We start from the raw sequence: 23,613 nt of genomic DNA, 5'->3' as shown, positions 1-23,613 counted from the left end.
TTCGACGCGCCGGTGATCTTCTTCGTGCAGAACAACCAGTACGCCATCTCGGTGCCGCTCGACAAGCAGACCAAGGCGCCGAGCTTGGCGCACAAGGCCATCGGGTACGGCATGCCGGGGGTCCGGTGCGACGGCAACGACGTCCTCGCGACCTACGCGGTCACCAAGCGGGCCGTCGAACGGGCCCGCGCCGGTGGAGGGCCGACCTTCGTCGAGGCGATGACCTACCGCATGGAGGCACACACGACCTCCGACGACCCTTCGCGCTACCGCACCAAGGAGGAGCTCGCCGAGGCCGCCACGACCGACCCCCTCGTGCGCATGCAGAACTTCCTCGAGGACCGCGGCCTGTGGAGCGACGAGCTCGAGGCGGACTGCGACGAGGCCGGGAAGGCCGCTGCGACCGCCCTCCGAGACAGCATCTACGACGCGCCGCACGGGGACCCGATGGAGCTGTTCGACCACGTCTACATCGACGATACGGGCCACTACGAACGTCAACGTGAGGAGCTGCGCGCGGAGCTCGATGCCGCCGACGGCGGCGAGCGTCCGGTGACCGACGGGGGTGCCGCGTGACGGTGACCCTGGCTCAGGCGATCAACCGCGCCCTGCACGACGCCATGACCGACGACGATCGGGTGCTGGTCTTCGGTGAGGACGTCGGCAAGCTCGGCGGTGTCTTCCGCGTGACCGACAAGCTGCAGGACACCTTCGGCGAGGCGCGCTGCTTCGACACGCCGCTCGCGGAGTCCGCGATCGTGGGGACCGCGATCGGTCTGGCGATGTACGGGTGGCGGCCCGTCCCCGAGATGCAGTTCGACGGGTTCACCTACCCGGCGTTCGAGCAGATCGTGTCACACATGGCCAAGATGCCGAACCGTTCGCGTGGCACGGTCAAGCTCCCGATCACCCTGCGGATCCCGTACGGCGGCGGTATCGGCGCGGTCGAGCACCACTCCGAGTCGCCTGAGGCGTACTGGGCGCACACCGCCGGTCTGAAGGTGATGAGCCCGGGCAACCCCGACGACGCCTACTCGATGATGCGCGAAGCCATCGCGATGGACGACCCGGTCGTCTTCCTCGAACCCAAGCGGCGCTACTGGATGAAGTCCGACGTCGAGCTGCCGGTCACGACCGAGCCCGCTCGTCAGGCCGTGGTCCGTCGCACCGGGTCGGACGTGTCGGTCTTCGCCTACGGACCGATGGTCCGGACCGCTCTCGAAGCGGCGGAGGCCGCGACGGAGGAGGGGTGGGACCTCGAGGTCGTGGACCTGCGCAGCCTGTCACCGCTCGACGAGGACACGATCGTGGCGTCCGTCGAACGGACCGGTCGCGCCGTGGTCGTGCACGAGGCAGCTCGGTCGTTCGGGGTGGCCGCCGAGGTGGCGGCCCGCATCCAGGAGCGCGCCTTCTACTCGCTGGAGGCTCCGGTCCTGCGGGCGACCGGGTTCGACACCCCCTACCCGCCGGCCAAGCTCGAGGAGTTCTGGCTCCCGAACGTCGACCGGATCCTCGATCTGGTCGAGCGGACGCTGAGCTACTGAGCTGCGGCCCGCCACGGCGGGCGGCGAGGAGGACCACCTGTGAGCATCCGTGACTTCAAGCTCCCCGACCTCGGTGAGGGGCTCGAGGAGGGCGACGTCGTCGCCTGGCACGTCGAGGTCGGTGACGTGATCGAGCTCAACCAGACGGTCGCTGAGATCGAGACGGCCAAGGCCGTCGTCGAGGTGCCGTCCCCCTTCGCCGGTGAGGTGGTCGAACGGATCGGCGAGGTCGGCGAGACCCTCGAGGTCGGAGCGGTCTTCCTGCGCATCGATACCGCTGCGTCCGGCGGCGGCGCCGCCAGTGCACCCACCGCGTCGGACGACCCTGCTGCCGAGGACCTCGACGTCACCGTCGAGTCGGGCCCGGCTGAGGAGCTCGACGAACAGCGCCCCTCGACGGGCTTGGACGCCGAGACCGAGCCGCAACCGTTGGTCGGGTACGGCCAGCGTGAGGGCGGATCGCGTCGTCGCCGCCGCGGTGGCGACGAACCTGCGGCCGCTGCCACGGACGTGTCGACGCGCGTGCTGGCCAAGCCCCCGGTGCGCAAGCTCGCCAAGGATCTCGGCGTCGACCTCGCGGCGATCGCGCCAGGGAGCGGACCGGACGGGGTCATCACGAGGGACGACGTCCGCGCGGCCAGCGCCGGCGTCACGACCAGTGCCGGCGTCACGACCAGTGCCGGCGAGACGGCCAGCGCGGCACCCACCACGAGCGTTCCTGCGAGCGCTGCACCGACCCCGCCGCCGTCGGACCGGTCGGTGGACGTCGTCGCCGGGTACCGCGGCCGGACCCCGGGCGACGTCGAACCCGTCGCCGGTATCCGCAAGCGCATCGTCGAGAAGATGGAGATGTCGCGTCGTTCGATCCCCGAGGCGACCTGTTCACGGTGGGCCGACGTCACCGATCTCTGGGAGCTGCGTCGCGACCTGACCGCCGCTGCCGCGTCCGATGGGCACGAGGTCAAGATCACCCCCTTCGCGGTCGTGCTGCGCGCCGCCGTCGTCGCGCTCCGCCGCTTCCCGACGCTGAACGCGTCGATGGTCGGGCGCGACGGGTCGAACGCCGGCGAGATCCACCTGCACGAAGCGATCCACCTCGGGTTCGCGGCGGACACCGACCGGGGTCTGGTCGTCCCCGTCATCCGCGACGCGCACCGGCTCACCACGCTGCAGATCGCGTCCGAGCTGAACCGCCTGGCGACCGCGGCTCGCGACGGAAAGCTCACCCCGGCCGAGCTGTCGGGGGGCACGTTCACGGTGTCGAACTACGGAGCCTTCGGCAACGACGACGGGGACCCTGTCATCAACCACCCGGAAGGTGGGTTGCTCGGGGTGGGAGCGATGCGCGAACGGCCGTGGGTGGTCGACCGCGGTGAGGGCAGCGAGCTCGCGGTGCGACGGACCTGCAAGTTCACGCTGGCCTTCGACCACCGGCTGTCCGACGGTGGCGAGGCGGGACGGTTCGTCACCTACGTCGGCGATCTGTGCGAGCAGCCCACCCAGCTGCTGCTGCACGCGTGATGGCCGGTCCCGAGGAGTCCGATGTGATCCACGACATCGTCGTCATCGGCGGCGGGCCTGGTGGGTACGCCACCGCCTTCCGTGCGCACGCCCGAGGGCTCGACGTCGCCCTGGTGGAGCGTGCGGAGATCGGCGGGACCTGTCTGCACCGCGGGTGCATCCCGTCCAAGGCCACGCTGCACGTCGCCGAGGTGCTCGAGGAGGTCCACCGCGCGGACGTTCTCGGTCTCAAGCTGACGTACGACGGGATCGACGGTGACGGGCTCGAAGCGTTCCGTCGCGGCGTGATCTCGGGTCTGCACAAGGGGCTCGTCGCCCTGACCGAGCAACGGACCACCCTCCACCGCGGACACGGCCGGGTCGTCCGGGACGGTGCAGGTGCACCCCGAGCACGAGGTGACTCGGGTCTGGTGGTCGAGGTCACCGGTGACGACGACGAGGTCACGACCGTCCGGGGGCGCCACGTCGTGCTCGCCACCGGCTCGGTCGCCCGGTCCATCCCCGGGGTCGAGATCGACGGCGAGGTGGTGCAGACCTCCGACCAAGCCCTGTGGTTCACCACCCCGCCCCGGCGTGCGGTCATCGTCGGCGGAGGCGCGATCGGCGTCGAGTTCGCCACGATGTGGGCGCCGATGGGCACCGAGGTCACCATCGTCGAGGCGCTCGACCGGCTCCTGCCGCTCGAGGACGCCGACTCGTCCAAGCTGCTCCAGCGCGCCTTCACCCGCCGCGGCATCGATGTGCACACCGGCGCGAGGGTCGAGGCGGTCACCCGCGACGGCGATGGCGCGACCGTCGAGGTGAGCGTCGGTGACGACCGGCGCGTCCTGGAAGCCGACCGCGTGCTCATCGCCACCGGTCGTGGTCCGCGGACCGACGACACCGGCGTGGCTGAGCTCGGTGTCCTCGACGAACGAGGTTTCGTGGTCACCGACGCCTTCGGGGCGACCGAGCTGGACGGTCTGTGGGCCGTCGGCGACGTGCGGCCGACGTTGGCGCTGGCGCACGCGGCCTTCGCGGAGGGGTTCGTCGTGGCCGACCGGATCGCGGGCGTCGAGGACGTCCAGCCGGTCGACCACGTGCACACCCCGCGGGTCACCTACTCGCACCCCGAGGTCGCCTCGGTCGGTCTGACCGAGGTGGAGGCACGGGAGCGCTTCGGCGACGATGGGGTCGCCGTCGCGTCCGTGTCGTTCCGTGGGAACGCCAAGGGCATCATCGCCGGCTCCGACGGGACGGTGAAGGTCGTCCACGCCACCGGCGGCGCCGCAGCGGCAGCGCCGGGTGTCGGCTTCGACCCGACGGGGCGGGCGGCAGGTCCGGTGCTCGGCGTACACATCGTCGGGCCGCACGCGACCGACCTGATCGGTGGGGCCACGCTGGCGACCTCGTGGGAGGCCCTCCCGGTCGAGCTCGCGGCCATCACCCACGCCCACCCCTCCCTCGAGGAGGCGCTCGGCGAGGCGTTCCAGGTGGCGGCCGGGGTCCCCTTCCACGCCCACTGACGCGCGCTCGATCCTCTCACGGTCGGGGGTGCCGGCCGTTGAGGGCCGGCGGTGTCGACACCTACCGGTCCGCCGCGGTCGAGAACATCGTCACCCCCGACGACGCGGTGTTCGCCGAGGTCCCGGTCCGTGGCCCGCTGTCGATGTGGGCACAGTCCGACATCATCACCTTCCACCAGCTGGACCGCACCGAGGGGCTGCGTTACGCCGAGATGGACCGTGAGGTCGCGATGGTCGACGAGGCCGGCGCACCCGTCCTGGACGAGGCCGGCGAGCCGGTCATGGGTCCGAACGAGAACCGTCTGTCCTGGCTCGACGCGACCGTGCTGACCACGGTGCTCGGCATGGGCATCATGGCCTACGCCCTCTCCGCCTTCGCGGTGGTGGTCGGTATCACCCTCGCACTGCTCGGCTTCGTCGTCCTCAAGCTCCGCAAGGACACGGTCGCCTTCGCCTGACCGAACCGGTCGAGGCGGTACCCGAGGCGCGGACCGTCCCGGTCCGCGCCTCACCCGTGTGTCAGGGCCGCCGACCGGCGGGTGGCAGCGACCCCAGCAGGATCGTGACGAGGAGGCCGAACAGGCGGCCGCCGTCACGTGCCCGCTCGTCCACCAGCGCGGCCTGGGTCAAGCCGTCGGCCGCCGCCATCAGCAGGCGTGCGATGTCCTCGGCGGCCACCGCAGCGTCGGTCCCGACGTCGTCGAGGTGCTGTCGGATCAGCGCCGTGATGCGGGTCCGCGTGCGCTGTTGACGGTCCGCGACCCGTCGCCGGACCCGCTCGTCCTCAGCACGCGCGGCGTAGAGCAGGAACTCCGCCTCGAGCAGGAACCAGCGACCGCCGAGCACCTCGAGATCACCGGCCTGCGCGGTCAGGGCGGCTGCGCGTTCCGCGGCTGGGACCCGTTCGACCAGTTCGGTGAGCACCTCGACGGTCCGGTCGAGCTCCCGGTCGAGCAGCTGCAGGAACAGCTCCTCCTTGGAGTCGAAGTTCGAGTACACCGCCCCCTTGGTGTACCCGGCCGCCTCGGCGATCTGATCGACCGATGCGCCGTGGAACCCCTGCTCGGCGAAGATCGTGGCCGCGGCGTCCAGCAGTTCACCCTTGGTGCGTTCGCGCTGTTCGTCGCGGCGCATCCTCGTCCTCACCCCGGTCACCTCGGTCCTCCCCGGTCCTCGCCGTCCCACGGTCCGGTGTTCGCCCCATCGGATCCCGGTTCCTGCTGGTCACCGCGATCGCTCTCGTCGGGTTCCGTCGCCGCGTCGTCGACCTCCACGGGCTCGCGGTGTTCGAGCTGCGCCGCGCGGCGCTGCCACCACACGAGGCCCGCCGTTCCGACCAGCACGACCCCGATCGCGATCGCGTTGTTCCGGGAGAGGCCCACGATCGGCAACCGGTAGTCGGTGTCCACACGCAGGGATTCCACGACCGCCCGTAGCAGCCCGTAGCCGATCGCGTAGACCCACAGCAGCGACCCGCGGCGCAGTTTGCCGGCGCGCTCGAGCAGGAGCAGCACGGCGACCAGGATCAGGTTGCCGATGGACTCGTACAGGAACGTCGGGTGGAAGGTGTCGACGCCGGCGTAGCGCTCGTCCCCACCCTCGATCCGCACCGCCCACGGGAGGTCGCTCGGGCGCCCGTACAGCTCCTGGTTGAAGTAGTTGCCCCACCGCCCGATGGCTTGGGCGAGCGGTACCGCCGGGGCCACGGCGTCCGCAAAGGCCGGCGTGTCACCACCGAAGCGTCGGATGAGGATCGCGCCGACGAGCGTGCCGAGGAACAGCCCGCCGAACAGCGCGAGCCCGCCTTCCCAGATCGCCAGGATCGACAGCGGATCGTCGGCGAACCGGTCGATGCGGGGGATGACGTAGCCGATGCGGGCGCCGAGGAAGCCGGCTCCGAGCACCCACAACGCCACCCGTTCCGCGGTCTCGGGGTCACCGCCGAACCGCTCGTAGCGCCGCGAAGCCATCCGGAGGGCGATGTACGCCCCCGTGGCGATCAGGATGCCGTACATCTGCACATCGATGGGGCCGAGCGAGAACCCATCGAACGGTGGCGGCGGGATGGCAGCGAGGAGTGCGGGCACGTGCGACCTCGGTCGTCCGGGGATCGTCGGCCCGGGCGGGGCGGGCACCGCCGCGAACGGTACCCGCCCCGTCCGGACCCGACCGCGTCGACGACCGAGCTCGACGGCCCCGGCCAGCCGGCGCGCTGGGCGGCGTCCGACCGGCCCGGGGGTCCGTACCGTCGGTGGGTCGACGCGGTCCGGTCCGGCGTCGGCAGCCGAGGAGGCTCACGCATGGTCAGGTCACTGCCGGGTGGACGGCGTCCCGACGCGACCGCCGAGGTGGCGCCCGCTCCGAACCTCGGTGGCGCTCCTCGTCCCGTCCGCGCCTCCGGCCGGCACCTGCCGTGTCCGCGCCCCGTGCCGCGGGGACCCGTGAGCGCGTTCGTGCTCGAGCACCTGGTCACGCCACCGCACGACCTGCCCGCGTGGCCGACCCCGGACGACGACCCGGTCGATGGCGACGACACCCACCTCGCCCTCTACCTGCTCTACGAGCTGAGCTACCGCGGTGTGGAGGGCGTCGACGAACGGTGGGAGTGGCACCCCGGCCTGCTGACCCTGCGTGCCGAGCTGGAGGAGCGGTTCACCCTCGTCCTGCAGGAGCTGGTCGGTGAGCTCCCCGAGGTCGACGACATCGCCGCGTTCCTCCGGACCCTCTGCACCGATGACGCCTCGGCACGTGACGGAGCGAGCGCGTCGGTGTCCCGCAGGTGCGAGCACGATGCGACGCTCGAGCAGGTCCGCGAGCAGGCGATCCACCGCACGGCGTGGCAGCTGAAGGAGGCCGATCCCCACTCGTGGGCCATCCCGCGGCTCGGCGGCCGACCGAAGGCGGCGCTGGTCGCGATCCAGGCGGACGAGTACGGCGACGGCGTCGACGAGGACGTCCACGCCGAGCTGTACGCGCTCACCCTCGAGCAGCTCGGCCTCGACGCGTCCCCGAACGTCTACCTGGACCTGCTGCCAGGTGTCACGCTGGCGACGGTGAACCTCGTGTCCATGTTCGGGCTGCACCGTCGATGGCTCGGTGCCGTGGTGGGGCACCTCGCGGTCTTCGAGATGTCGTCGGTGACGACGATGGCGCGGTACGCGACGGCGCTCCGGCGGCTCGGCTTCGGGCCGTGGGCGTGCCTGTTCTACGACACCCACGTCGTGGCCGATGCGACCCACCAGACCATCGCCGCCCACGAGCTGGCGGGCGGGCTGGTCGAGCAGGACCCGCGTCGGCTGGACGACGTGGTCTTCGGCGCGCTCGCCCTCTGCCGGCTGGAGGGCCGCTTCACCGAGCTGGTCCTGGACGCCTGGGACCGGGGGGAGAGCTCGCTGTTGGGGTCGTTCACCGCCACCGATCCCGCGCCCGGGATCACCGACGTCCACGTCCCGGCCGACGACCCGAGGCGCCCGTCCGTCTGATGCGCTGACCCACGTCGGCCGCCTAACGTCGGGTCTGCACCCGCGCGAGGTGCGAGCGACGACGACGGGAGCGGCGGTGAGCCTGGTTCGGCTCCGCGGGTGGCTGGTCGATCTGCGGGACTCGTTGTGGTTGTTGCCGGCCGTGTCGATCGTGCTGGCCGTGCTGCTCGCGATCTTCCTCGGTGAGCTGGATCAGCCCGCCTGGTGGCCGGTCGGGTGGGGCTTCGGTGGCACCCCCGAGGGTGCCCGTGCCGTCCTGTCCGAGCTGGCGGGGGCGACGATCACCGTGGTGGGTCTGGTCTTCTCGTTGACGGTGATCGCGCTGCAGATGGCCGCGGCGCAGTTCACACCGCGGCTGCTGCGGACCTTCCTCGCCGATCGTCGCACCCAGATCGTCCTCGCGGGGATGCTGGCCTCCGCGGCGTACAACGTCGCGGTCCTCCGCGTGGTCCGTTCCTCCGGTGATGGCGTCGACACGTACGTCCCCGAGATCGCCGTGACGGTCGCGTTGCTCCTGGCAGCGGTCGCGCTCGGCCTCCTCGTCTTCTTCCTCCACCACGTGACCCGGCAGCTGCGGGTCGACCTGGTGATGGCGGGTATCGCGGAGCAGACCCGCCACCAGCTGCGCCAGCTCGACGCGCCGCGCGATCAGCTCCCCGATCGACGGCCTCCGGTCCCCGGCGCCGCGGCGAGCACGGTCTCGGCTCGCCGCGGTGGCTACCTCCAGACCGTCGACGTCGATGGCCTCGCGGACATCGCGCGCGACGCCGGTGTACGGCTGCGGTTGCGGCCCGGGCTCGGGGATTCGGTGAGCACGGGCACGACCCTGGCTTGGGTGTGGCCGGACGGCGCCGATGCGCCGGAAGGCGCGGAGGACGTCGACCTCGATCGACGGATCCACGCCGCCATCCACCTCGGTCCCGACCGGACTGAGTCCCGTGACCTCACCTTCGGGCTGCAGCAGCTGACCGACATCGCGGTCAAGGCCCTGTCACCGGGGATCAACGACCCGACGACCGCTCGTCAGAGCGTCGAACAGCTCGCTGGGCTGCTCGTGGACCTCGCCGACCGCCCCCTCGGCGCTGATCTCGTCGAGGACGACGACGGCCAGGTCCGTGCGGCCGTGCCGCGCCCGACCTTCGTCGAACACCTGCAGCTCAGCATCACCCCGATCCGGCGCTACGGCCGTGACGAGCCGGACGTCCTGCTCGCGCTCACCGACCTCCTGACCGACGTCGCCGAGCACGTCGCAGACCACGCCGATCGTTCGGGTGCCGTCGCGCACGAACTGGACCTGCTCGCGGCCTGTGAGGTCGACGATCCGGACGAGGCGGCACGGCTCGAACGCCGGATCGCGGCCGCCCGTGCCACGCTGGAGCACGGGACCCGTCCGGCGCTCACGAGCGGTTGAGCGTCCCGCTGCTCACCGCAGCGAGGTCCGGTCCGTGGTCCACGCCGCGAGCCGGCCCGGGTCGGGCGGGGGAGAGGCGCCCGCCGTGCGCGGGATGGCGACGTGACCGTCCTCGAGCAGGAACGGTTCGGTGAGGTCCTCGGCGAAGTAGCGCGACGAGGCGGAGGTGTCACCGGGCAGCGTGAACCCCGGCAGGCCCGCGAGCGCGACGTTGACGCCCCGGCCGATGCCGGTCTCGAGCATCCCACCGCACCAGACGGGCACGGACCGGGCGCGGCAGCGATCGTGGACCGCGATGGCTTCGGTCAGCCCGCCGACGCGACCGATCTTGATGTTGACGATCGCGCACGCCCCGTCGTCGACCGCATCGGTGGCGCGCGACCGGTCGGTGATGGACTCGTCGAGGCAGACGGGTGTCCGCCACCTCGCAGCGTGCTCGGCGTGGGAGCGGAGCCGGTCGGCGCCGAAAGGCTGCTCGATCATCTCGAGGCCCGTGCTGTCGAGCTCGTCGAGCACCGCGATGTGCGCCGGGTCGTCGGGCGAGTACGCGGTGTTGGCGTCCACCTGCAGCCGCAGGTCGGACCCGAACGCGGCGCGGAGACCGCGGACGGCGGCCAGGTCGAAACCGGGCTCGATCTTGACCTTGACCCGCAGGTAGCTCTCCTCGAGGTAGCCACCGACCTGCGCGACCAGGGCGTCCACGTCCGCCGCACCGTCCGGGTCGGTGGGGATGCCGACCGAAACCCCGGCGGGGACCCGGTCCCGGGCCACGCCGAGGTGGTCGGCCAGGCTCCGGCCCGCGGCGCGGAGCTGCAGGTCCCAGACCGCCGCCTCCAGCGCGGCTCGGGCGGCGTGGTGGCCTCGGTACCCCGCGAGGCGAGCGCGGACGTCGTCGACCCCGCGCGCGGTGCCGGCGGCCAGGACCGCGGGGACGAGGTGGTCGGCGAGGACCAGCGCGGCGCCGTCGGTGAAGTCGGCGTCGTACACCGGGGCGGCCGTCGTGGCGCACTCGCCCCAGCCGTCCGTGCCGTCGGCGTCCCGCACGTGCACGAGCAGCACGTCGCGAGCGGTCTGGGTCCCGAAGCTGGTCCGGAAGGGACGTACCAGCGGCATCGCCACGCGGACGAGCTCGACGTGGTCGAGCGCGACGGCGGGGAGCGGCACGGATCCGGTCACCTCGGTCGCCCGGTCCCGCGCAGTTCGGTCACCCGATCGCCGGCGGTCAGGACCAACCAGCCGTCCCTGGTCGCGCCGCTGACCCGGGCCCCCTCGGCGAGGGCCGCTCCGAGCGTGGTGCGCATCGCGGCCGCCCAGCCGAGGGCGAGGTCGGGGTCGGTGAGCCGGAGCGGTTCGATGTCGGTCGGGACGCGGATGAGTCGGCGCGGTGCCTCGGTGACGGTGACGTGGGGGCTGCCGTCGTCGAGCTCGTCGACGAGGACCTCGGCACCGCTGCGTCGCAGGGCGTCGACGTCCGGCGACGCAGCGCGCCCGGAGGCTGCGGCCGCGACCCGTGGTGAGGCGAGCGACCACACCGCGACGAGCCGGTCCGTCGGCAGGCCGGCGTTGCGGACGTCGGGCATCCGTCCGTACGCGTCCTCGAGGTAGCGATCGACCTGCGCACCGAGGCGGACGAGGTTGAAGGCGACGTTGCGACGGATGAGCGGATCGAAGGTCCAGCGAACCTCCGCGATGCCGCGGCCCAGACACCACGCTCGCTGGTGCCACTTGAGGGCAGCACCGATGCCGCCCGAGGTCGCCTCGTCGAGCACCCCGGTCACGTGGCTGTGCAGGAAGGTGACCCCCGACACGGTGCGGCCGAGGAACGCTGCGGTCGCCCCGACCACCTCCCCGTCGCGGACGGCAGCCGAGACCTGACCGCCGGCGTGGTCGATCGCTGCCAGCGCCTCGGGGCCGAGCACCGCACCGGCCTCGCCGGGCCGGCCCCAGACGGCGTCGAACAACGCTGACGCTCTCGCGAAGCCATCGGTCGCGTGCACGTCGACCAGATCGACGCCGGCTACGGCGGCGGCGTCGGCAGCCGTGCGGATCGCGTCGGCTGTGGCCGTGTGGCTCGGCGACGGCGTCGGTTCGGGCACGCGTTGGTCTCCCGCGGAGGCTGTACGAACCTACCTCGGTCGAGACATCTCGACATCGAGATACCCTGGGCTCCGCCCGCGTCCGATCGAGACGCCCCGTACCGCCAGGCTCCACGTGGCTGCCACCTCGCCCGATGTGCGCTCGACGTTCGCTCCCCGCGACGTCGCGGTGCTGCTCTCCCTCGCCACGATGTGGGGTCTGTCGTTCCTGTTCATCAAGGTCGCGGTCCCGGTCGTCGCGCCCCTGTGGATCGTCGCGGCCCGATGCGCGGTCGGCGCGGTCGTCCTGCTGGTGGTCCTGCGCGTGCGCGGGACCTCGCTCCCGCGGGGGCTGCGCAGCTGGTGGGATCTGACGGTGCTCGCGGCCCTGGGCAACGCCCTCCCGTGGGGCTTGATGGCCTGGGCCACCCAGTTCCTGCCCTCCGGGCTCGTGTCGGTCGTCAACGCGTTGGCCCCCACCTCGACGCTGGTCATCGCCTTCGCGGTCGGGCTGGAGCCCGCGTCCCTGCGTCGCGCGTTGGGGTTGGTCCTCGCGCTCTGCGGGACGGCGATCGCGGTCTCGTCGAACCTCGCTGCGCCGGGGACGCTGCTGGCCGTGCTGGCCATCGTGCTCGCGACGATCTGTTACGGCGGCGGGACGGTCTACGCCAAGCAGCGTGTGAGCGGGACCCACCCGCCGTTGGCCATCGCGACCGGTCAGGTGTTCATGGCGGCCGTGCTGTCGGTGCCGGCTGCTGCCGTGTTCGCGCCGTTCCCCGACGTGGCCGCCATCACCCCGGCCATCGCGGGGTCGCTCGTCGCGCTCGGGGTGTTCGGGACGGGGCTGGCGTTCCTGGCCTTCTACGTCCTCATCGCCCGCGTCGGTGCGACCAACTCGATCATGGTGACCTACCTGATCCCGGTCGTCGCGCTGCTCGCCGGCGCGGTCGTCCTCGGCGAACCGCTCACCGTGGTGGTCATCGCCGGGACGGCGCTCACCATCGTGGGTATCTGGCTCGCCCAGCGCGAACGGCACACCACCCCCGTCGAGCAGCTCGCGGAGCTGCCCCGCTGACCGACGCGGGGTCAGCGGTCGCGGGTGCTGCGCTTCACGTGGCGCCGGATGGCTGCCCCGGCGACCGGACCGAGGTCGAGCACGACCTGGACCAGGCCAGCGAGCTGGGTCAGCGCGTCCAGCGTCGGCAGCTCGCCGTCGTCCTCGGCTCCATCGAGCAGCTCCACACCCACGAACGCCGCCGATACCCCGCGTGCGAGGGCCGGCAGGTCGACCAGCTCCTCGAGCAGGCTGCCGGCGAGGAGCCGCTGGAGGGTCGCCTCGACCTCATCGATCCACAGCTGCAGCGCGGCGGTCGTGCCCTCGGCGAGCACCCGATCGTGCTGCGCTCCGGCCAGCATCTGGGCGAGGACCGTGACGTTGCCGAGCTCGCGCTCCTCCGCGTGCAGTGAGCGGGCGACCTCGACCAGTTCGCTGACGCTGGCCACCGCCGCGAGCCGGTCGCGGTGTGCAGCGACCCGTCCGGCGGTGGCGGCTTGTGCGGCATCGCTGAGCAGCGCGTCCAGCGATCCGAAGTGGTAGTAGATCGACGCCTGGTTGGCGCCCGCGTTGGCCGCCACGGTGCGGGCTGACACGCCGGCGATACCGCGCTCGCGCACGGTCGCGATGGCCGCCTCGCGCAGCCGGTCCTTGGTCGTGCCCTCCGTAGCTGCGCTCACCGCACCTCCGCGTCCGCGGCGCCGGTGGCCGCACGGCGCCAGCCGAGCACACCGAGCAGGCAGAAGCCCACCGCGTTGGCGGCCCCGTGGGTGGCCGCCATCACCGGGATGGACAGGGCCGGTGTGCCGAGGTTGGCGCCGACCGCCCACTGGACCGCCAGCAGCATCGGCACCACGACGCTGACGGCCGACGCACCGAGCCGCCACGCCCGCCACGCCTGCCACGCCTGCCACGCCAGGACGGTGCCGACCGCGCCGGCGAAGGTGAAGTGGATCGCCGTGAGCTGCACGAACGGTGCCCCGAACCCGGCGATCTCCAGGCCCGCACGGTCCGCGAGCAGCCATCCGGCGCCGACGGCGAGGTACCCGGCCGCTCCCGCGACGACGAGGTGGTCGATGCCCGGCGTCGGCGCAGCCACCGCACCGACGCCGCGGCGGCCAGGACGACGCACCAGACCACCCACGGGCCGGTCGCAGCCGCCGCTGCCAGGCCCTGCGGGAGGACGATCGCCACTGCTGCCCAGCCGCCGGCCAGCAGCGTCACCGCTGCGAGACCGGTGCGACGGTCGGCCGTTCCCGACGCCGACAGCGGGACGGTCAGAGGCACCAGGGCGATCACGGCGAGGAGCAGCGCGGCGTCGACGACGCCGAGCTCGGGAGCTTCGGGCCCCCGTGCCACCTCCCGAGCCAGGAGACCGAGCAGCGTGAGCGGGACCACCGCGGCGAGCGACCACACCGCTGGCCACGGCAGGCGCGCGCCGATCACCACAGCCGCGATGGCAGCACCGGCTGCGATCGGGGTACCGATGCCGACGAACAGGACCGCGAACGCGAGCCCCTCGCTGCCGCTGGGGATCAGCGACACGGCGGAAGCCAGGGTGACGGCAACCATCGCGGCCGCCGCCCAGTGACGTCCGAGCTGCAGACCGGTCGCCGGCTGACCGAGCGGGAAGCGACGCACCTCCGCGGCGAGCACGAGGGGTCCGACCCCGTAGGCGAAGGTGGCCGCGGCTCCGCCGGCGACGAGCGCCCCGAACCCGCCGAGCACCATCCCGAGGGTCGTGGCCGCCAGCACGCCGGTGGCCAGACCTGCGGCGCGTCGCCACAGCCGCCCGGCGAGGTCATCGTCGCCGGTGGGCGCCGCGTGGTCGAGGCACGGCCCGCGCGGGAGGTCGTGCCACGCAGTGTCCGTGGGGGATCGGTCACGGCTTCCGATCACAGCAGCACCTCGTTCCGGACCGTTAGCGACGGGTGAACGGATGTTGTAAACGTTCGTTTCATACGCAAGGTAGCGCGTCCTCGCGTGGCGGCAACGGGCTGCTCCGTGGCGTGCGTCGACCGGACCTGCGGGTGCGGCGCGCACGCGTGGCGCGCGAACGAGGTTGCGTTCCGCCGTGGGGTCCGGCCACACTCGGAGCATGCGTGACGTCTCCAGCCCCGTTCTCGACCGGCTCGATGCCGGTCGCGGTGCGATGCACGCCCTCCAGATCCTGATCAGCCTGTCCCTGCTGCTCGTCCTCCTTTGATGCCGCGGCGCCGTCCCCCGACACGACGGCGACGCGGAGGAACACCAGGAGGGAGCACCAGGACCGCCGCCTCGTAGCGCGGCAGCACAGGACAGGGATATGGGACAGCCAACCGACGTGGACAACGTCGCTCGCTTCGGCCGCGACGTCACGATCTTCGACACCACCCTCCGCGACGGGGAACAGTCGCCCGGCATCTCGCTCGACGCCCGCGAGAAGGTCGAGATCGCCGAGCAGCTCGCACGCCTGCAGGTGGACGTGATCGAGGCCGGGTTCTCCGCCGCGTCCGGGGGCGATTTCGACGCGGTGAAGGCCGTCGCCGAGACCATCGGGAACGCGCCCCGCGCCGCGCAGGGCCCGGGCGGCTCCGAGGGCGAATCCGACCACCGCGAGCCGCCGGTCATCGCCGCGCTCGCTCGCGCGATGCCCGGCGACATCGAGGCAGCGGCCAAGTCGCTGGCGCCCGCCAAGCGCCACCGGATCCACACCTTCCTGTCGACCTCCGACATCCACCGCAAGTACATGCTGCAGGCCTCCGAGGACGAGATCCTGACGCAGACGATGGAGTCGGTGGCGCTCGCCAAGACGTTCACCGACGACGTCGAGTTCAGCCCGCAGGACGCGACGCGGACCGACTTCGAGTTCCTCGTCGACATCGTCGCCGCAGCCGTCGAGGCGGGCGCGACGACCGTCAACATCCCCGACACCGTCGGCTACGCGCTGCCGCACGACTTCGGGCGCTGGATCGCGGACCTCCACACCCGCATCCCCGACATCCACGCCAAGGGCGTGGTCATCAGCGTCCACTGCCACAACGACCTCGGGCTCGCCGTCGCCAACTCGCTGGAGGCCGTCCGCAACGGCGCACGCCAGGTCGAGGTGGCCGTCAACGGCATCGGTGAACGCGCCGGGAACTGCTCGCTGGAGGAGGTGGTCATGGCGATCCGCACGCGCGCCGACCTCCTCGGCGTCGAGCACGGCCTGCACACCCCCGAACTGACCCGCACCTCGCGCCTGGTGTCGTCGCTCACCGGCTACAGCGTGCAGAAGAACAAGGCCGTCGTCGGCCAGAACGCCTTCGCGCACGAGTCCGGCATCCACCAGCACGGTGTGCTCGCCGACCGGCTGACCTACGAGATCATGGACGCCGAGCAGGTGGGGGCCAAGGGCGCCCAGATCGTGCTCGGCAAGCACTCCGGCCGTCACGCGTTCTTCGCGGCGGTCGACACGCTCGGGTTCGACCTGGAGCCCGAGGAGAAGCAGTCCGCGTTCGTCCGCTTCAAGGAACTCGCCGACAAGAAGGGCGAGGTCAGCTCCGAGGACGTCCGCGCCATCGTCATCGCCGAGACCCACGTCACGGCGGGCGACGATTACGAGCTGGTCTCCCTCGAGGTGTCGAGCCGGACCGACGAGGCGCCCCGGGCGTCGGTCGTGGTCAGGCTCGTCGACGCCGACGTCGCCAGCGGCCTGGACAAGCAGGCCGGTGACGTGGTGACCGCCGAGGAGACCGGCGACGGGATGGTCGATGCAGCCTGCGGCGCGATCCGCCGCGCGGTCGGCCGGGACGAGGTCAGCCTCGTCTCGTTCCAGGTGTCCGCCGTCACCGGGGGTATCGACGCCCTCGGTGAGGTGACGGTCACCGTCGAGGTCGAGGACGGCCAGCGCTTCACCGGGCGCGGGGTGTCCACCGACATCGTCGACGCGAGCGCGAGGGCCTACCTCGACGCCCTGAACCGCTCGCGTCGGCTCGAGCACCGAAGCGACGAGTTCCGCCCCTGAGCGGCTCGTCGACGACCGACACCCGCACCGCGCGGCTCGACCCGCCCGACCTGGAGGACCAGATGAGCGTCATCCGACTCAACGTCCCGCCGGACCAGACCCCCGAGGAGGAGGCCGCGCTCGTCGCCGACGTGGCCGCCGCCTACGCCGACTCGACCGGCTCACCCGACGTCACCGTCGAGGTGAACCGGACCGAGGAGGTCGACTACCGCCAGGTCCAGGCGAACACCAGCTCCCGCTGGGTCAGCTGACCACCGCACGGCACCGCACCGCTCCCGTCGCACCCCACCTCCCCGGAGGACGGCTCCCTCATGCCCACGCCGAAGACGCTCGTTGAGAAGATCTGGGACCAGCACGTGGTCCGTTCCGGCGACGACGAACCCGACCTGCTCTACGTGGACCTGCACCTCGTCCACGAGGTGACCTCGCCCCAGGCCTTCGAGGGGCTCCGGGTCGCGGGCCGGACCGTGCGACGTCCCGACCTCACCCTCGCGACCATGGACCACAACGTCCCGACCGACCCGCGTCAGGTGTCGGGCGAGCTGCCGATGGCCGACGAGCTGTCGGTCGCGCAGATGGACGCGATGCGGACCAACGCGGCGGAGTTCGGCATCAAGCTGTTCGAGATGGGCAGCCGCAACCAGGGCATCGTGCACATCATCGGCCCCGAGCTCGGCATCACCCAGCCGGGGTCGGTCATCGTCTGCGGCGACTCGCACACGGCCACCCACGGCGCCTTCGGAGCGCTCGCCTTCGGCATCGGGACCTCCGAGGTCGAGCACGTGCTCGCTACCCAGACGCTGCCGCAGGCCGAGCCGCGGACGCTGGCGATCGAGGTCGAGGGCGTGCTGCCGGTCGGTACCACCGCCAAGGACCTGATCCTGCACACCCTCGGGGTCATCGGCGTGGACGGAGGCGTCGGCCAGGTCATCGAGTACCGCGGTGAAGCCATCCGCGAGCTGTCGATGGAGGCGCGGATGACCATCTGCAACATGTCCATCGAGGGTGGGGCGCGCGCCGGGTTGATCGCTCCCGACGAGACCACCTTCGCTTACCTCAAGGGCCGCCCGTACGCCCCGCAGGGTGCCGACTGGGACACCGCGCTCGAGGCCTGGCGTGAGCTCCGCACCGATGACGACGCCGTCTTCGACCGCACCGTGACCATCCAGGCCGCCGACGTCGTGCCGACGGTGACCTGGGGCACCACGCCCGCCCAGTCGGTCCCGGTCACCGGCACCGTGCCGCGCGTCGAGGACGCCCCCGACGAGGGCACGGCTCGCCAGTACCAGCGGTCGCTGGACTACATGGGGCTCGAAGGCGGCGAGCGCATCACCGACATCGCCGTCGACAAGGTCTTCATCGGCTCGTGCACCAACGGTCGCATCGAGGACCTCCGAGCGGTCGCCGAGATCGTCGAGGGCAAGCACAAGGCCGACAACGTCGAGGTGATGGTCGTGCCGGGCTCGGGGCTGGTGAAGGAGGCCGCCGAGGCCGAGGGGATCGCCGACGTGCTGCGTGACGCCGGCTTCGACTGGCGAGCCCCCGGCTGTTCGATGTGCCTCGGGATGAACCCCGATCAGCTCGCACCCGGCGAGCGTTGCGCGTCGACCTCGAACCGCAACTTCGAGGGTCGCCAGGGCTTCAAGGGCCGCACCCACCTCGTCTCGCCCGCCATGGCTGCCGCCGCGGCGCTGACCGGCAAGCTCACCGATGTCAGGGAGATCATCTGATGCAGCCCGTCTCGGTCGTCACCGGCCGCGCCTGCCCGATCGACGCCAACGACGTCGACACCGACCAGATCATCCCGAAGCAGTACCTCAAGCGGGTCGAGCGGACCGGTTTCGGCCCGTTCGCGTTCGCCGAGTGGCGCTACCTCGATGACGGGTCGCCGAACCCCGAGTTCGAGATGAACAAGCCCGAGCACGCCGGCGCGCCCATCATGGTCGCCGGCCGCAACTTCGGGTGCGGATCGTCCCGCGAGCACGCCCCGTGGGCGCTCGAGGACGCCGGGTTCACGGCCATCATCGCGCCGAGCTTCGCCGACATCTTCCGCAACAACTGCGGCCAGGTCGGCATCGTCGCGGTCCAGCTCGACGAATCCGTCGTCCGCCGACTGTTCGACCTGATCGCGACCGACCCGTCGACCGAGATCACCGTCGACCTCGAACAGCAGCGCGTCACAGCCCCAGGGGCCGGCGACGTCCCCGCGGTGGACGTGCCCTTCGACATCCACCCGCACACGCGCTACTGCCTGCTCAACGGGCTCGACGCGATCGGGCTCACCCTCCAGCACGGCGACGCCATCGACGCCTACGAGTCGGCGCGCGACCGCTGGCGGCCACGCATCCCGGTCGCCTGACCGACACGACGGGGGTTCGACGATCGACACCGATCTACGGCACACCACGCGCTGGTCGACCTCGAGCGCGCCGACCACCTCGACGTCCTCGTGACCCAGAACGTCGACGGGCTCCACCAGCGGGCCGGATCCGACCCCGACCGGGTCGTCGAGGTGCACGGGTCGACCGCCGAGGTGACCTGTCTGACCTGCGAGGTCTGCTGGCCCGCCGACGAGATCCTCGACCGCGTCGAGTCCGGTGGTGAGGACGACCCCCGCTGCGTCCACTGTGGCGGGATCCTCAAGTCCGTCACGATCTCGTTCGGCCAGGCGCTCGACCCGGAGACCATGCGACGCGCCGACGAGGCCGCCCGCTCGGCGGACGTGCTGCTCACCGCGGGGACGACGCTCGGGGTCTACCCCGCGGCCGCCATGCCGGTGATCGCGGCCCAGCACGGAGCCAAGGTCGTGATCGTGAACGACGCGCCGACCGACCAGGATGATGTCGCCGATGTCCTCCTGCGCGGCCGCACGGACGAGCTCCTGCCCGCCCTCGCCGCAGCGGTTCGGACCCGCTGACGCCGGGTGTTCGGCTCCTGCCCGGGCACCATGCTCGCCGTGAGGTCGCCGCACCTCCTGATCGACGTACGGGCGGGGTCGTTGCGGCGCCTGCGCCGCTAGCGTCGGCCGCCGACGGTGGAGCTGAGCGTGAGCGATCGACGGCTCGACGAGGACGCGTACAAGGGCAGTGGCGAGCTGCGGAAGAAGCCGTACGAGGCCGAGCTGCGGCGGCTACAGATCGAGCTCGTCAAGCTCCAACACTGGGTCAAGGAGACCGGGTACCGGGCGGCCGTCCTGTTCGAAGGGCGCGACGCGGCGGGCAAGGGCGGTGCCATCACCCGCATCACCGACCGGACCAACTCGCGCATCGTTCGGACCGTGGCCCTCGGCGTGCCGAGCGACCGTGAACGGTCCCAGTGGTACTTTCAGCGCTACGTCGAACAGCTCCCCGCGGCCGGGGAGATCGTCCTGTTCGACCGCTCCTGGTACAACCGGGCCGGGGTCGAACGCGTCATGGGGTTCGCATCCCCCGCGGAGGTCGACGTCTTCCTCCGCACGGTGCCGGACTTCGAGCGCCTGCTCGTCGAGTCCGGCATCCACCTCGTCAAGTACTGGTTCTCGATCAGCGACGAGGAGCAGGAGCGTCGCTTCCGGGCACGGGCGGAGGACCCCACGAAGCGTTGGAAGCTCTCCGAGATGGACCTGGCCTCCTGGTCGAAGTGGCAGGAGTACTCGCGCGCCAAGGACGAGATGTCCGCCGCCACCGATACGGACCACGCGCCCTGGTGGGTCGTCGACGGCGAGATCAAACGCCAGGCGCGGCTGAACTGCATCGCGCACCTGCTCGAGCAGATCCCCTACGAGGACCTCACGCCGCCGCCGATCGACCTGCCTCCACGCACCCCGGCGGAGGACCCCTACGAGCGCCCACCGAGGCGCGAGCAGACCTTCGTGCCGCAGCGGTACTGAGCGGGTCGATCGGCGCCGCGAGATGCCGGGCGGGCGAGGTTGTGAAGCGACACCCGGGGGTAACCCCCCCATCTCGCTTCACAACCCCGGATCCGAGGGTCCAGCACGGCCCCTCGACGTCGGTCCGGCTGGGTTGGACGGCGAGGTCACGACGGGCGGCCGGTCAGCACCAGTGCTGGCACCTCGACCTCGCGCCGGGTGAGCCCCGCGTGGAGTCCGGCGAGCCGGCCGCCGAAGAGGTCGGCGTCGCGGTGGACCCAGGCGACGTCGCTGTCGGCCACCACCAGCACGTCGCCGATGGTCGCGCGCACCGCCTCGTCGCGGATCGGCCCGAACCAGCCTGCGGCGATGGCGTCCTCCCGTGTCAGGACGTGGCCGCGGTCGCCGACGTGGTCCCGCCAAGCGGCCAGCACGTCGTCGCGGGCACCCGGCTGCGTGTGGAGCTGGCGCGCCCGACCGTCACCGGTCAGGACGCGCACGCCCGCGAGCAAGGTGGGGTGATCCGCCAGCTCCACGAAGTTCTCCGGCGGGACGTGGACCATGCCGTGGTCCGCGGTCACCACCAGTGCGGTGTCCTGGGGCAGCCGCAGGCGGACGTCGGCGAGGACGCGGTCGATACGCGCCAGCTCGTCGCACCACCGATCGCTGCCGGGACCGGTGAGGTGGCCGATGGTGTCGAGGTCGCCGTGGTGGACGTAGACGAGCGAGCGGTCCGCCGCAGTCAACTCGGCGATGGCCGCGTCCAGGCTCGGCTGGAGTTCCGTGGCGGTGACGATGTCGCCGCCACGGAGCCCCGCGCGGGTGAGACCCGAGGTGGCGAACTCGGGCCGGAGGACGGTCACGGGTCGGACCCCAGCGTCCCGGGCCCGGTCGAACGCCGTCGGTCCGGTCTGGATCGACTCGGGTGGCACGTCCTCGCGGGCATCGTCGCCCCCGAGCTGCCGTTCCCAGCTCCACGTCAGCGAGATCAGGGGTCGGTCGTCGCCGGGGACCGCGAAGGAGTACCCGGTGATGCCGTGCTCGCCGGGTGCAAGGCCCGTACCGATGCAGCTCAGGCTGGTCGCGGTGGTCGTCGGGAAGGGCGCGTCCAGGGTCGGGCCCGCGGCGCCCGCCAGGGTCGGTGCGAGGTCGAGGTGGTCGTCGAGGTTCCGACGTCCGAGTCCGTCGACCACCAGCACGATGACCGCACGGGTGGTGTCGGGCAGCGGGACCAACCGTCGTCCTCCCACCGCGGTCAGCGTGTCCAGCAGATCGGGCAGCAGATCCGCGACGGACGCCTCGCCGTAGCGAGGTGCGGCGGGACGAGCCAGAGCGTCGGTCACCGTGCTGCCTCCAGCAGCTCGGTGTACACGTCGAGGACGGGCAGCGTCTCCGTACGCGGTGCCGACGGGAGCCAGAAGCTGACCCGGTCGACCTCGCCGGTCGCCGCCAACTGACGGACGGCATCGGCCTTCGGGGCCGCCCCGAGCACGTGCACCGCCGGACGCCCCTCGCGGCCGGCGTCCGTCCAGGCGCGTCGCAGCTGCTCGAGACCGTCCACGGCTGCCGTCCGCCCGAGCGGGAGCCAACCGTCGAAGTGGTGGACGAGGTCGTCGAGCGTCCGCGGTCCGAGCGCGGCGCCGAGCATGATCGGGGGGCCCGGTCGCTGGACCGGCTTCGGCCACGACCAGCTCGGTTCGAGCTGCGCGTGTGGGAGGTCGACGCTGGCCTCGTCGTCCCGCCACAGCGCCCGGAGCGCATCGACGCGGTCCGCCACCACGGCGCGCCGCTGCGACCACGCGACGCCGTGGTGCTCGAGCTCGGGTCGGTTCCAGCCGTAGCCGACGCCGAACTCGACCCGACCAGCGGACACGTGGTCGAGCGACGCGACGGCCTTGGCCAGCACGATCGGGTCGTGCTGGGCGAGCAGGCTGACCCCGAACAGCAACCGCAGCGACGACGTCGCCGTCGCTGCGGTCGTCAACGCGACGACCGGGTCGAGGGTCCGGCGGTACTCGTCCGGTAGTCCCTGACCCGCCGGGTGGTCGCTGTGCTCCACCGGCATGTGGGTGTGTTCAGGCACCGCGAGCGAGGCGAAGCCGCGCTCCTCGACGGCGCGTGCGAGGTCGTCGATCGGCCACGACACGTCCGTGGCGAACACCGCGATACCGAGCTCCACACGTGCCTCCCAGTCGGGGCGGCGGACGCTAGCGGTCGCGTGGGGCCGAGACGGATCAGGCCAGTCCTCTCGCCGCCGCCGCTCAGTACCCGAGGTCGACGTCGATGGGTCCGAGGAGCGGTTCGCCACGGCCGTAGCGGGCGACGTTCTCCTCGACCCTGACCGACAGGAGGGCGGCACCCATCTCGGGGGTGTTGGCCGTGTGCGGCGTGATCACCACGTTCGGCAGCGACCACAACGGGTGGTCGTCCGGGAGCGGCTCGGGGTCGGTCACGTCGAGACCGGCGCCACCGAGGCGGCCGTCCCGCAGTGCGGCCACCAGCGCCTCGGTGTCGATGTGTCGGCCCCGCGCGACGTTCACGACGACGGCGTGGTCGGGGAGGGCGTCGATGACCGCTGCGTCGACGATCCGTTCGGTCTCGTCGGTGAGCGCGAGTGCCAACACCAGCACGTCGGTGGTGGGCAGCGCGGTGTGGAGCCGGTCGGTCCCGAGCACCGTGCCGACGCCGTCGATCGGATCCGGGTGGCGGCGCACGACGGTCAGGCTGCACCCGAACGGCCGCAACAGCCGCACGAGGGAGGTGGTGATCTCGCCGCCGCCGAGGATGGTGACCTGCCCGCCGAGGAGGTTCGTGCCCACCGGCCCGGTCCAGCGGTCCTGCCGGGCGTAGTGGGCCACGCCGCGCAGCAGCCCGAGCGTCAGGGCGAGGGCGTGCTCGGCGACCGGTTCGGCGTAGACGCCCTTGCCACAGGTCCAGCGCCGGTCGGCATCGAGGACCTCGACGTAGGGTTCGATCCCGGCGAACGGCAGCTGCACCCAGTCGATGTGCGGGTGGTCGTCGAGGGTGCGGCGCAGCCCGGCCGGGTCATCCGGGTCGACCCAGACGATGGCACGTGCGTCGTCGACCGCGACCAGGTCGCCGCCACCTCGACGGACCGCATCACGCAGATGGTCGCCGCGGCCCTCGGGGAGGACGGCGAGACGCGGGCGCTGCCGTTGCACGCGTGAC

Annotated in this window: 23 protein-coding genes and 1 pseudogene; 15 read left to right on the top strand and 9 right to left on the bottom strand. The window is 71.9% G+C overall.

Features of this window, described 5'->3' with window-relative positions; all coding sequences use genetic code 11:
* The 5 genes from WEB03_RS06335 to WEB03_RS06315 form a co-directional block, all read left to right on the top strand.
* A partial coding sequence (locus WEB03_RS06335; protein ID WP_368070109.1) for a thiamine pyrophosphate-dependent dehydrogenase E1 component subunit alpha occupies positions 1 to 576 on the top strand: 576 nt, incomplete at its 5' end.
* Complete coding sequence (locus WEB03_RS06330; RefSeq protein ID WP_368070108.1) at positions 573 to 1,544, top strand: alpha-ketoacid dehydrogenase subunit beta; 972 nt, start codon at positions 573 to 575, stop codon at positions 1,542 to 1,544. The genes WEB03_RS06335 and WEB03_RS06330, both read left to right, overlap by 4 nt.
* A gap of 39 nt (positions 1,545 to 1,583) precedes the next feature.
* On the top strand, positions 1,584 to 3,065 hold the full coding sequence (locus tag WEB03_RS06325; RefSeq protein WP_368070107.1) for a dihydrolipoamide acetyltransferase family protein: 1,482 nt from the start codon (positions 1,584 to 1,586) through the stop codon (positions 3,063 to 3,065).
* A gap of 23 nt (positions 3,066 to 3,088) precedes the next feature.
* Positions 3,089 to 4,570, top strand: a complete 1,482-nt coding sequence (locus tag WEB03_RS06320; protein ID WP_368070106.1) for a dihydrolipoyl dehydrogenase — start codon at positions 3,089 to 3,091, stop codon at positions 4,568 to 4,570.
* A 38-nt stretch (positions 4,571 to 4,608) separates the two neighbouring features.
* The gene (locus tag WEB03_RS06315) at positions 4,609 to 5,028 is read left to right on the top strand and encodes a hypothetical protein (protein ID WP_368070105.1); all 420 of its coding nucleotides are present in this window, start codon (positions 4,609 to 4,611) and stop codon (positions 5,026 to 5,028) included.
* Between the two features lie 61 nt (positions 5,029 to 5,089).
* Here WEB03_RS06315 and WEB03_RS06310 read toward each other — a convergent pair whose 3' ends face one another.
* Together WEB03_RS06310 and lgt are read right to left on the bottom strand one after the other, a co-directional pair.
* Complete coding sequence (locus tag WEB03_RS06310) at positions 5,090 to 5,704, bottom strand: TetR/AcrR family transcriptional regulator (RefSeq protein ID WP_368070104.1); 615 nt, start codon at positions 5,702 to 5,704, stop codon at positions 5,090 to 5,092.
* Positions 5,705 to 5,721: 17 nt separating this feature from the next.
* A complete protein-coding gene (lgt, locus tag WEB03_RS06305; protein WP_368070103.1) occupies positions 5,722 to 6,657 on the bottom strand; it encodes a prolipoprotein diacylglyceryl transferase in 936 nt (311 codons plus the stop codon).
* Positions 6,658 to 7,011: 354 nt separating this feature from the next.
* Between lgt and WEB03_RS06300 the strand changes: the two genes are divergently transcribed.
* Both WEB03_RS06300 and WEB03_RS06295 read left to right on the top strand, forming a co-directional pair.
* Positions 7,012 to 8,052 carry an iron-containing redox enzyme family protein gene (locus WEB03_RS06300; RefSeq protein WP_368070102.1) on the top strand — a complete coding sequence of 347 codons (1,041 nt, stop codon included), beginning with the start codon at positions 7,012 to 7,014 and terminating at the stop codon, positions 8,050 to 8,052.
* Positions 8,053 to 8,128: 76 nt separating this feature from the next.
* A complete protein-coding gene (locus WEB03_RS06295; protein ID WP_368070101.1) occupies positions 8,129 to 9,463 on the top strand; it encodes a DUF2254 domain-containing protein in 1,335 nt (444 codons plus the stop codon).
* 12 nt (positions 9,464 to 9,475) lie between these two features.
* Here the strand turns inward: WEB03_RS06295 and menC are convergent, their stop codons facing one another.
* Positions 9,476 to 10,627 (bottom strand): o-succinylbenzoate synthase, encoded by a 1,152-nt coding sequence (menC, locus tag WEB03_RS06290; protein WP_368070100.1) that lies wholly within the window; start codon positions 10,625 to 10,627, stop codon positions 9,476 to 9,478.
* 8 nt (positions 10,628 to 10,635) lie between these two features.
* A complete protein-coding gene (locus WEB03_RS06285) occupies positions 10,636 to 11,559 on the bottom strand; it encodes a GNAT family N-acetyltransferase (RefSeq protein ID WP_368070099.1) in 924 nt (307 codons plus the stop codon).
* 115 nt (positions 11,560 to 11,674) lie between these two features.
* Here WEB03_RS06285 and WEB03_RS06280 point away from each other — a divergent pair, with 115 nt between their 5' ends.
* Positions 11,675 to 12,613, top strand: a complete 939-nt coding sequence (locus tag WEB03_RS06280; protein WP_368070098.1) for a DMT family transporter — start codon at positions 11,675 to 11,677, stop codon at positions 12,611 to 12,613.
* 11 nt (positions 12,614 to 12,624) lie between these two features.
* Here WEB03_RS06280 and WEB03_RS06275 read toward each other — a convergent pair whose 3' ends face one another.
* On the bottom strand, positions 12,625 to 13,272 hold the full coding sequence (locus tag WEB03_RS06275) for a TetR/AcrR family transcriptional regulator (RefSeq protein WP_368070097.1): 648 nt from the start codon (positions 13,270 to 13,272) through the stop codon (positions 12,625 to 12,627).
* Positions 13,269 to 13,724, bottom strand: a complete 456-nt coding sequence (locus WEB03_RS06270; protein ID WP_368070096.1) for a YndJ family transporter — start codon at positions 13,722 to 13,724, stop codon at positions 13,269 to 13,271. Before WEB03_RS06270 ends, WEB03_RS06275 begins: the two co-directional genes overlap by 4 nt.
* Before the next feature lie 252 nt (positions 13,725 to 13,976).
* Between WEB03_RS06270 and WEB03_RS06265 the strand changes: the two genes are divergently transcribed.
* From WEB03_RS06265 to ppk2, 7 genes and pseudogenes are all read left to right on the top strand, one after another.
* On the top strand, positions 13,977 to 14,183 hold the full coding sequence (locus tag WEB03_RS06265; protein ID WP_368070095.1) for a hypothetical protein: 207 nt from the start codon (positions 13,977 to 13,979) through the stop codon (positions 14,181 to 14,183).
* 714 nt (positions 14,184 to 14,897) lie between these two features.
* Complete coding sequence (locus WEB03_RS06260) at positions 14,898 to 16,577, top strand: 2-isopropylmalate synthase (RefSeq protein WP_368070094.1); 1,680 nt, start codon at positions 14,898 to 14,900, stop codon at positions 16,575 to 16,577.
* A gap of 62 nt (positions 16,578 to 16,639) precedes the next feature.
* Positions 16,640 to 16,828, top strand: a complete 189-nt coding sequence (locus WEB03_RS06255; protein ID WP_368070093.1) for a hypothetical protein — start codon at positions 16,640 to 16,642, stop codon at positions 16,826 to 16,828.
* A gap of 60 nt (positions 16,829 to 16,888) precedes the next feature.
* On the top strand, positions 16,889 to 18,307 hold the full coding sequence (gene leuC, locus WEB03_RS06250) for a 3-isopropylmalate dehydratase large subunit (RefSeq protein WP_368070092.1): 1,419 nt from the start codon (positions 16,889 to 16,891) through the stop codon (positions 18,305 to 18,307).
* Entirely contained in the window at positions 18,307 to 18,936 is a 630-nt protein-coding gene (leuD, locus tag WEB03_RS06245) for a 3-isopropylmalate dehydratase small subunit (protein WP_368070091.1), read from the top strand. Before leuC ends, leuD begins: the two co-directional genes overlap by 1 nt.
* Positions 18,937 to 18,972: 36 nt before the next feature.
* Positions 18,973 to 19,494 (top strand): annotated as a pseudogene (locus WEB03_RS06240) (NAD-dependent deacetylase); the annotation flags it as partial.
* Positions 19,495 to 19,623: 129 nt separating this feature from the next.
* Positions 19,624 to 20,445, top strand: a complete 822-nt coding sequence (gene ppk2, locus WEB03_RS06235; protein WP_368070090.1) for a polyphosphate kinase 2 — start codon at positions 19,624 to 19,626, stop codon at positions 20,443 to 20,445.
* 146 nt (positions 20,446 to 20,591) lie between these two features.
* Here ppk2 and WEB03_RS06230 read toward each other — a convergent pair whose 3' ends face one another.
* The 3 genes from WEB03_RS06230 to WEB03_RS06220 all read right to left on the bottom strand — a co-directional run.
* Positions 20,592 to 21,767, bottom strand: coding sequence for an alkaline phosphatase family protein (locus WEB03_RS06230; protein WP_368070089.1), 1,176 nt, complete (start codon positions 21,765 to 21,767; stop codon positions 20,592 to 20,594).
* The gene (locus tag WEB03_RS06225) at positions 21,764 to 22,603 is read right to left on the bottom strand and encodes a TIGR03619 family F420-dependent LLM class oxidoreductase (protein WP_368070088.1); all 840 of its coding nucleotides are present in this window, start codon (positions 22,601 to 22,603) and stop codon (positions 21,764 to 21,766) included. The genes WEB03_RS06230 and WEB03_RS06225 overlap by 4 nt, the downstream gene beginning before the upstream one ends.
* Before the next feature lie 82 nt (positions 22,604 to 22,685).
* Positions 22,686 to 23,613: D-isomer specific 2-hydroxyacid dehydrogenase family protein (locus tag WEB03_RS06220; protein ID WP_368070087.1), on the bottom strand; the 928-nt coding region annotated here is incomplete at its 5' end.

It is taken from the genome of Nitriliruptor sp. (assembly GCF_040882075.1).
GTDB lineage: Bacteria > Actinomycetota > Nitriliruptoria > Nitriliruptorales > Nitriliruptoraceae > Nitriliruptor.
This window is presented reverse-complemented; position numbering and strand designations above follow the sequence as displayed.

What these genes read in the sequence shown, in the direction of transcription:
- WEB03_RS06310 (WP_368070104.1), bottom strand. Translation starts at nt 5,704, where the DNA reads ATGCGCCGCGACGAACAGCGCGAACGCACCAAGGGTGAACTGCTGGAC.
- WEB03_RS06260 (WP_368070094.1), top strand. Translation starts at nt 14,898, where the DNA reads ATGGGACAGCCAACCGACGTGGACAACGTCGCTCGCTTCGGCCGCGAC.
- WEB03_RS06255 (WP_368070093.1), top strand. Translation starts at nt 16,640, where the DNA reads ATGAGCGTCATCCGACTCAACGTCCCGCCGGACCAGACCCCCGAGGAG.
- leuC (WP_368070092.1), top strand. Translation starts at nt 16,889, where the DNA reads ATGCCCACGCCGAAGACGCTCGTTGAGAAGATCTGGGACCAGCACGTG.
- leuD (WP_368070091.1), top strand. Translation starts at nt 18,307, where the DNA reads ATGCAGCCCGTCTCGGTCGTCACCGGCCGCGCCTGCCCGATCGACGCC.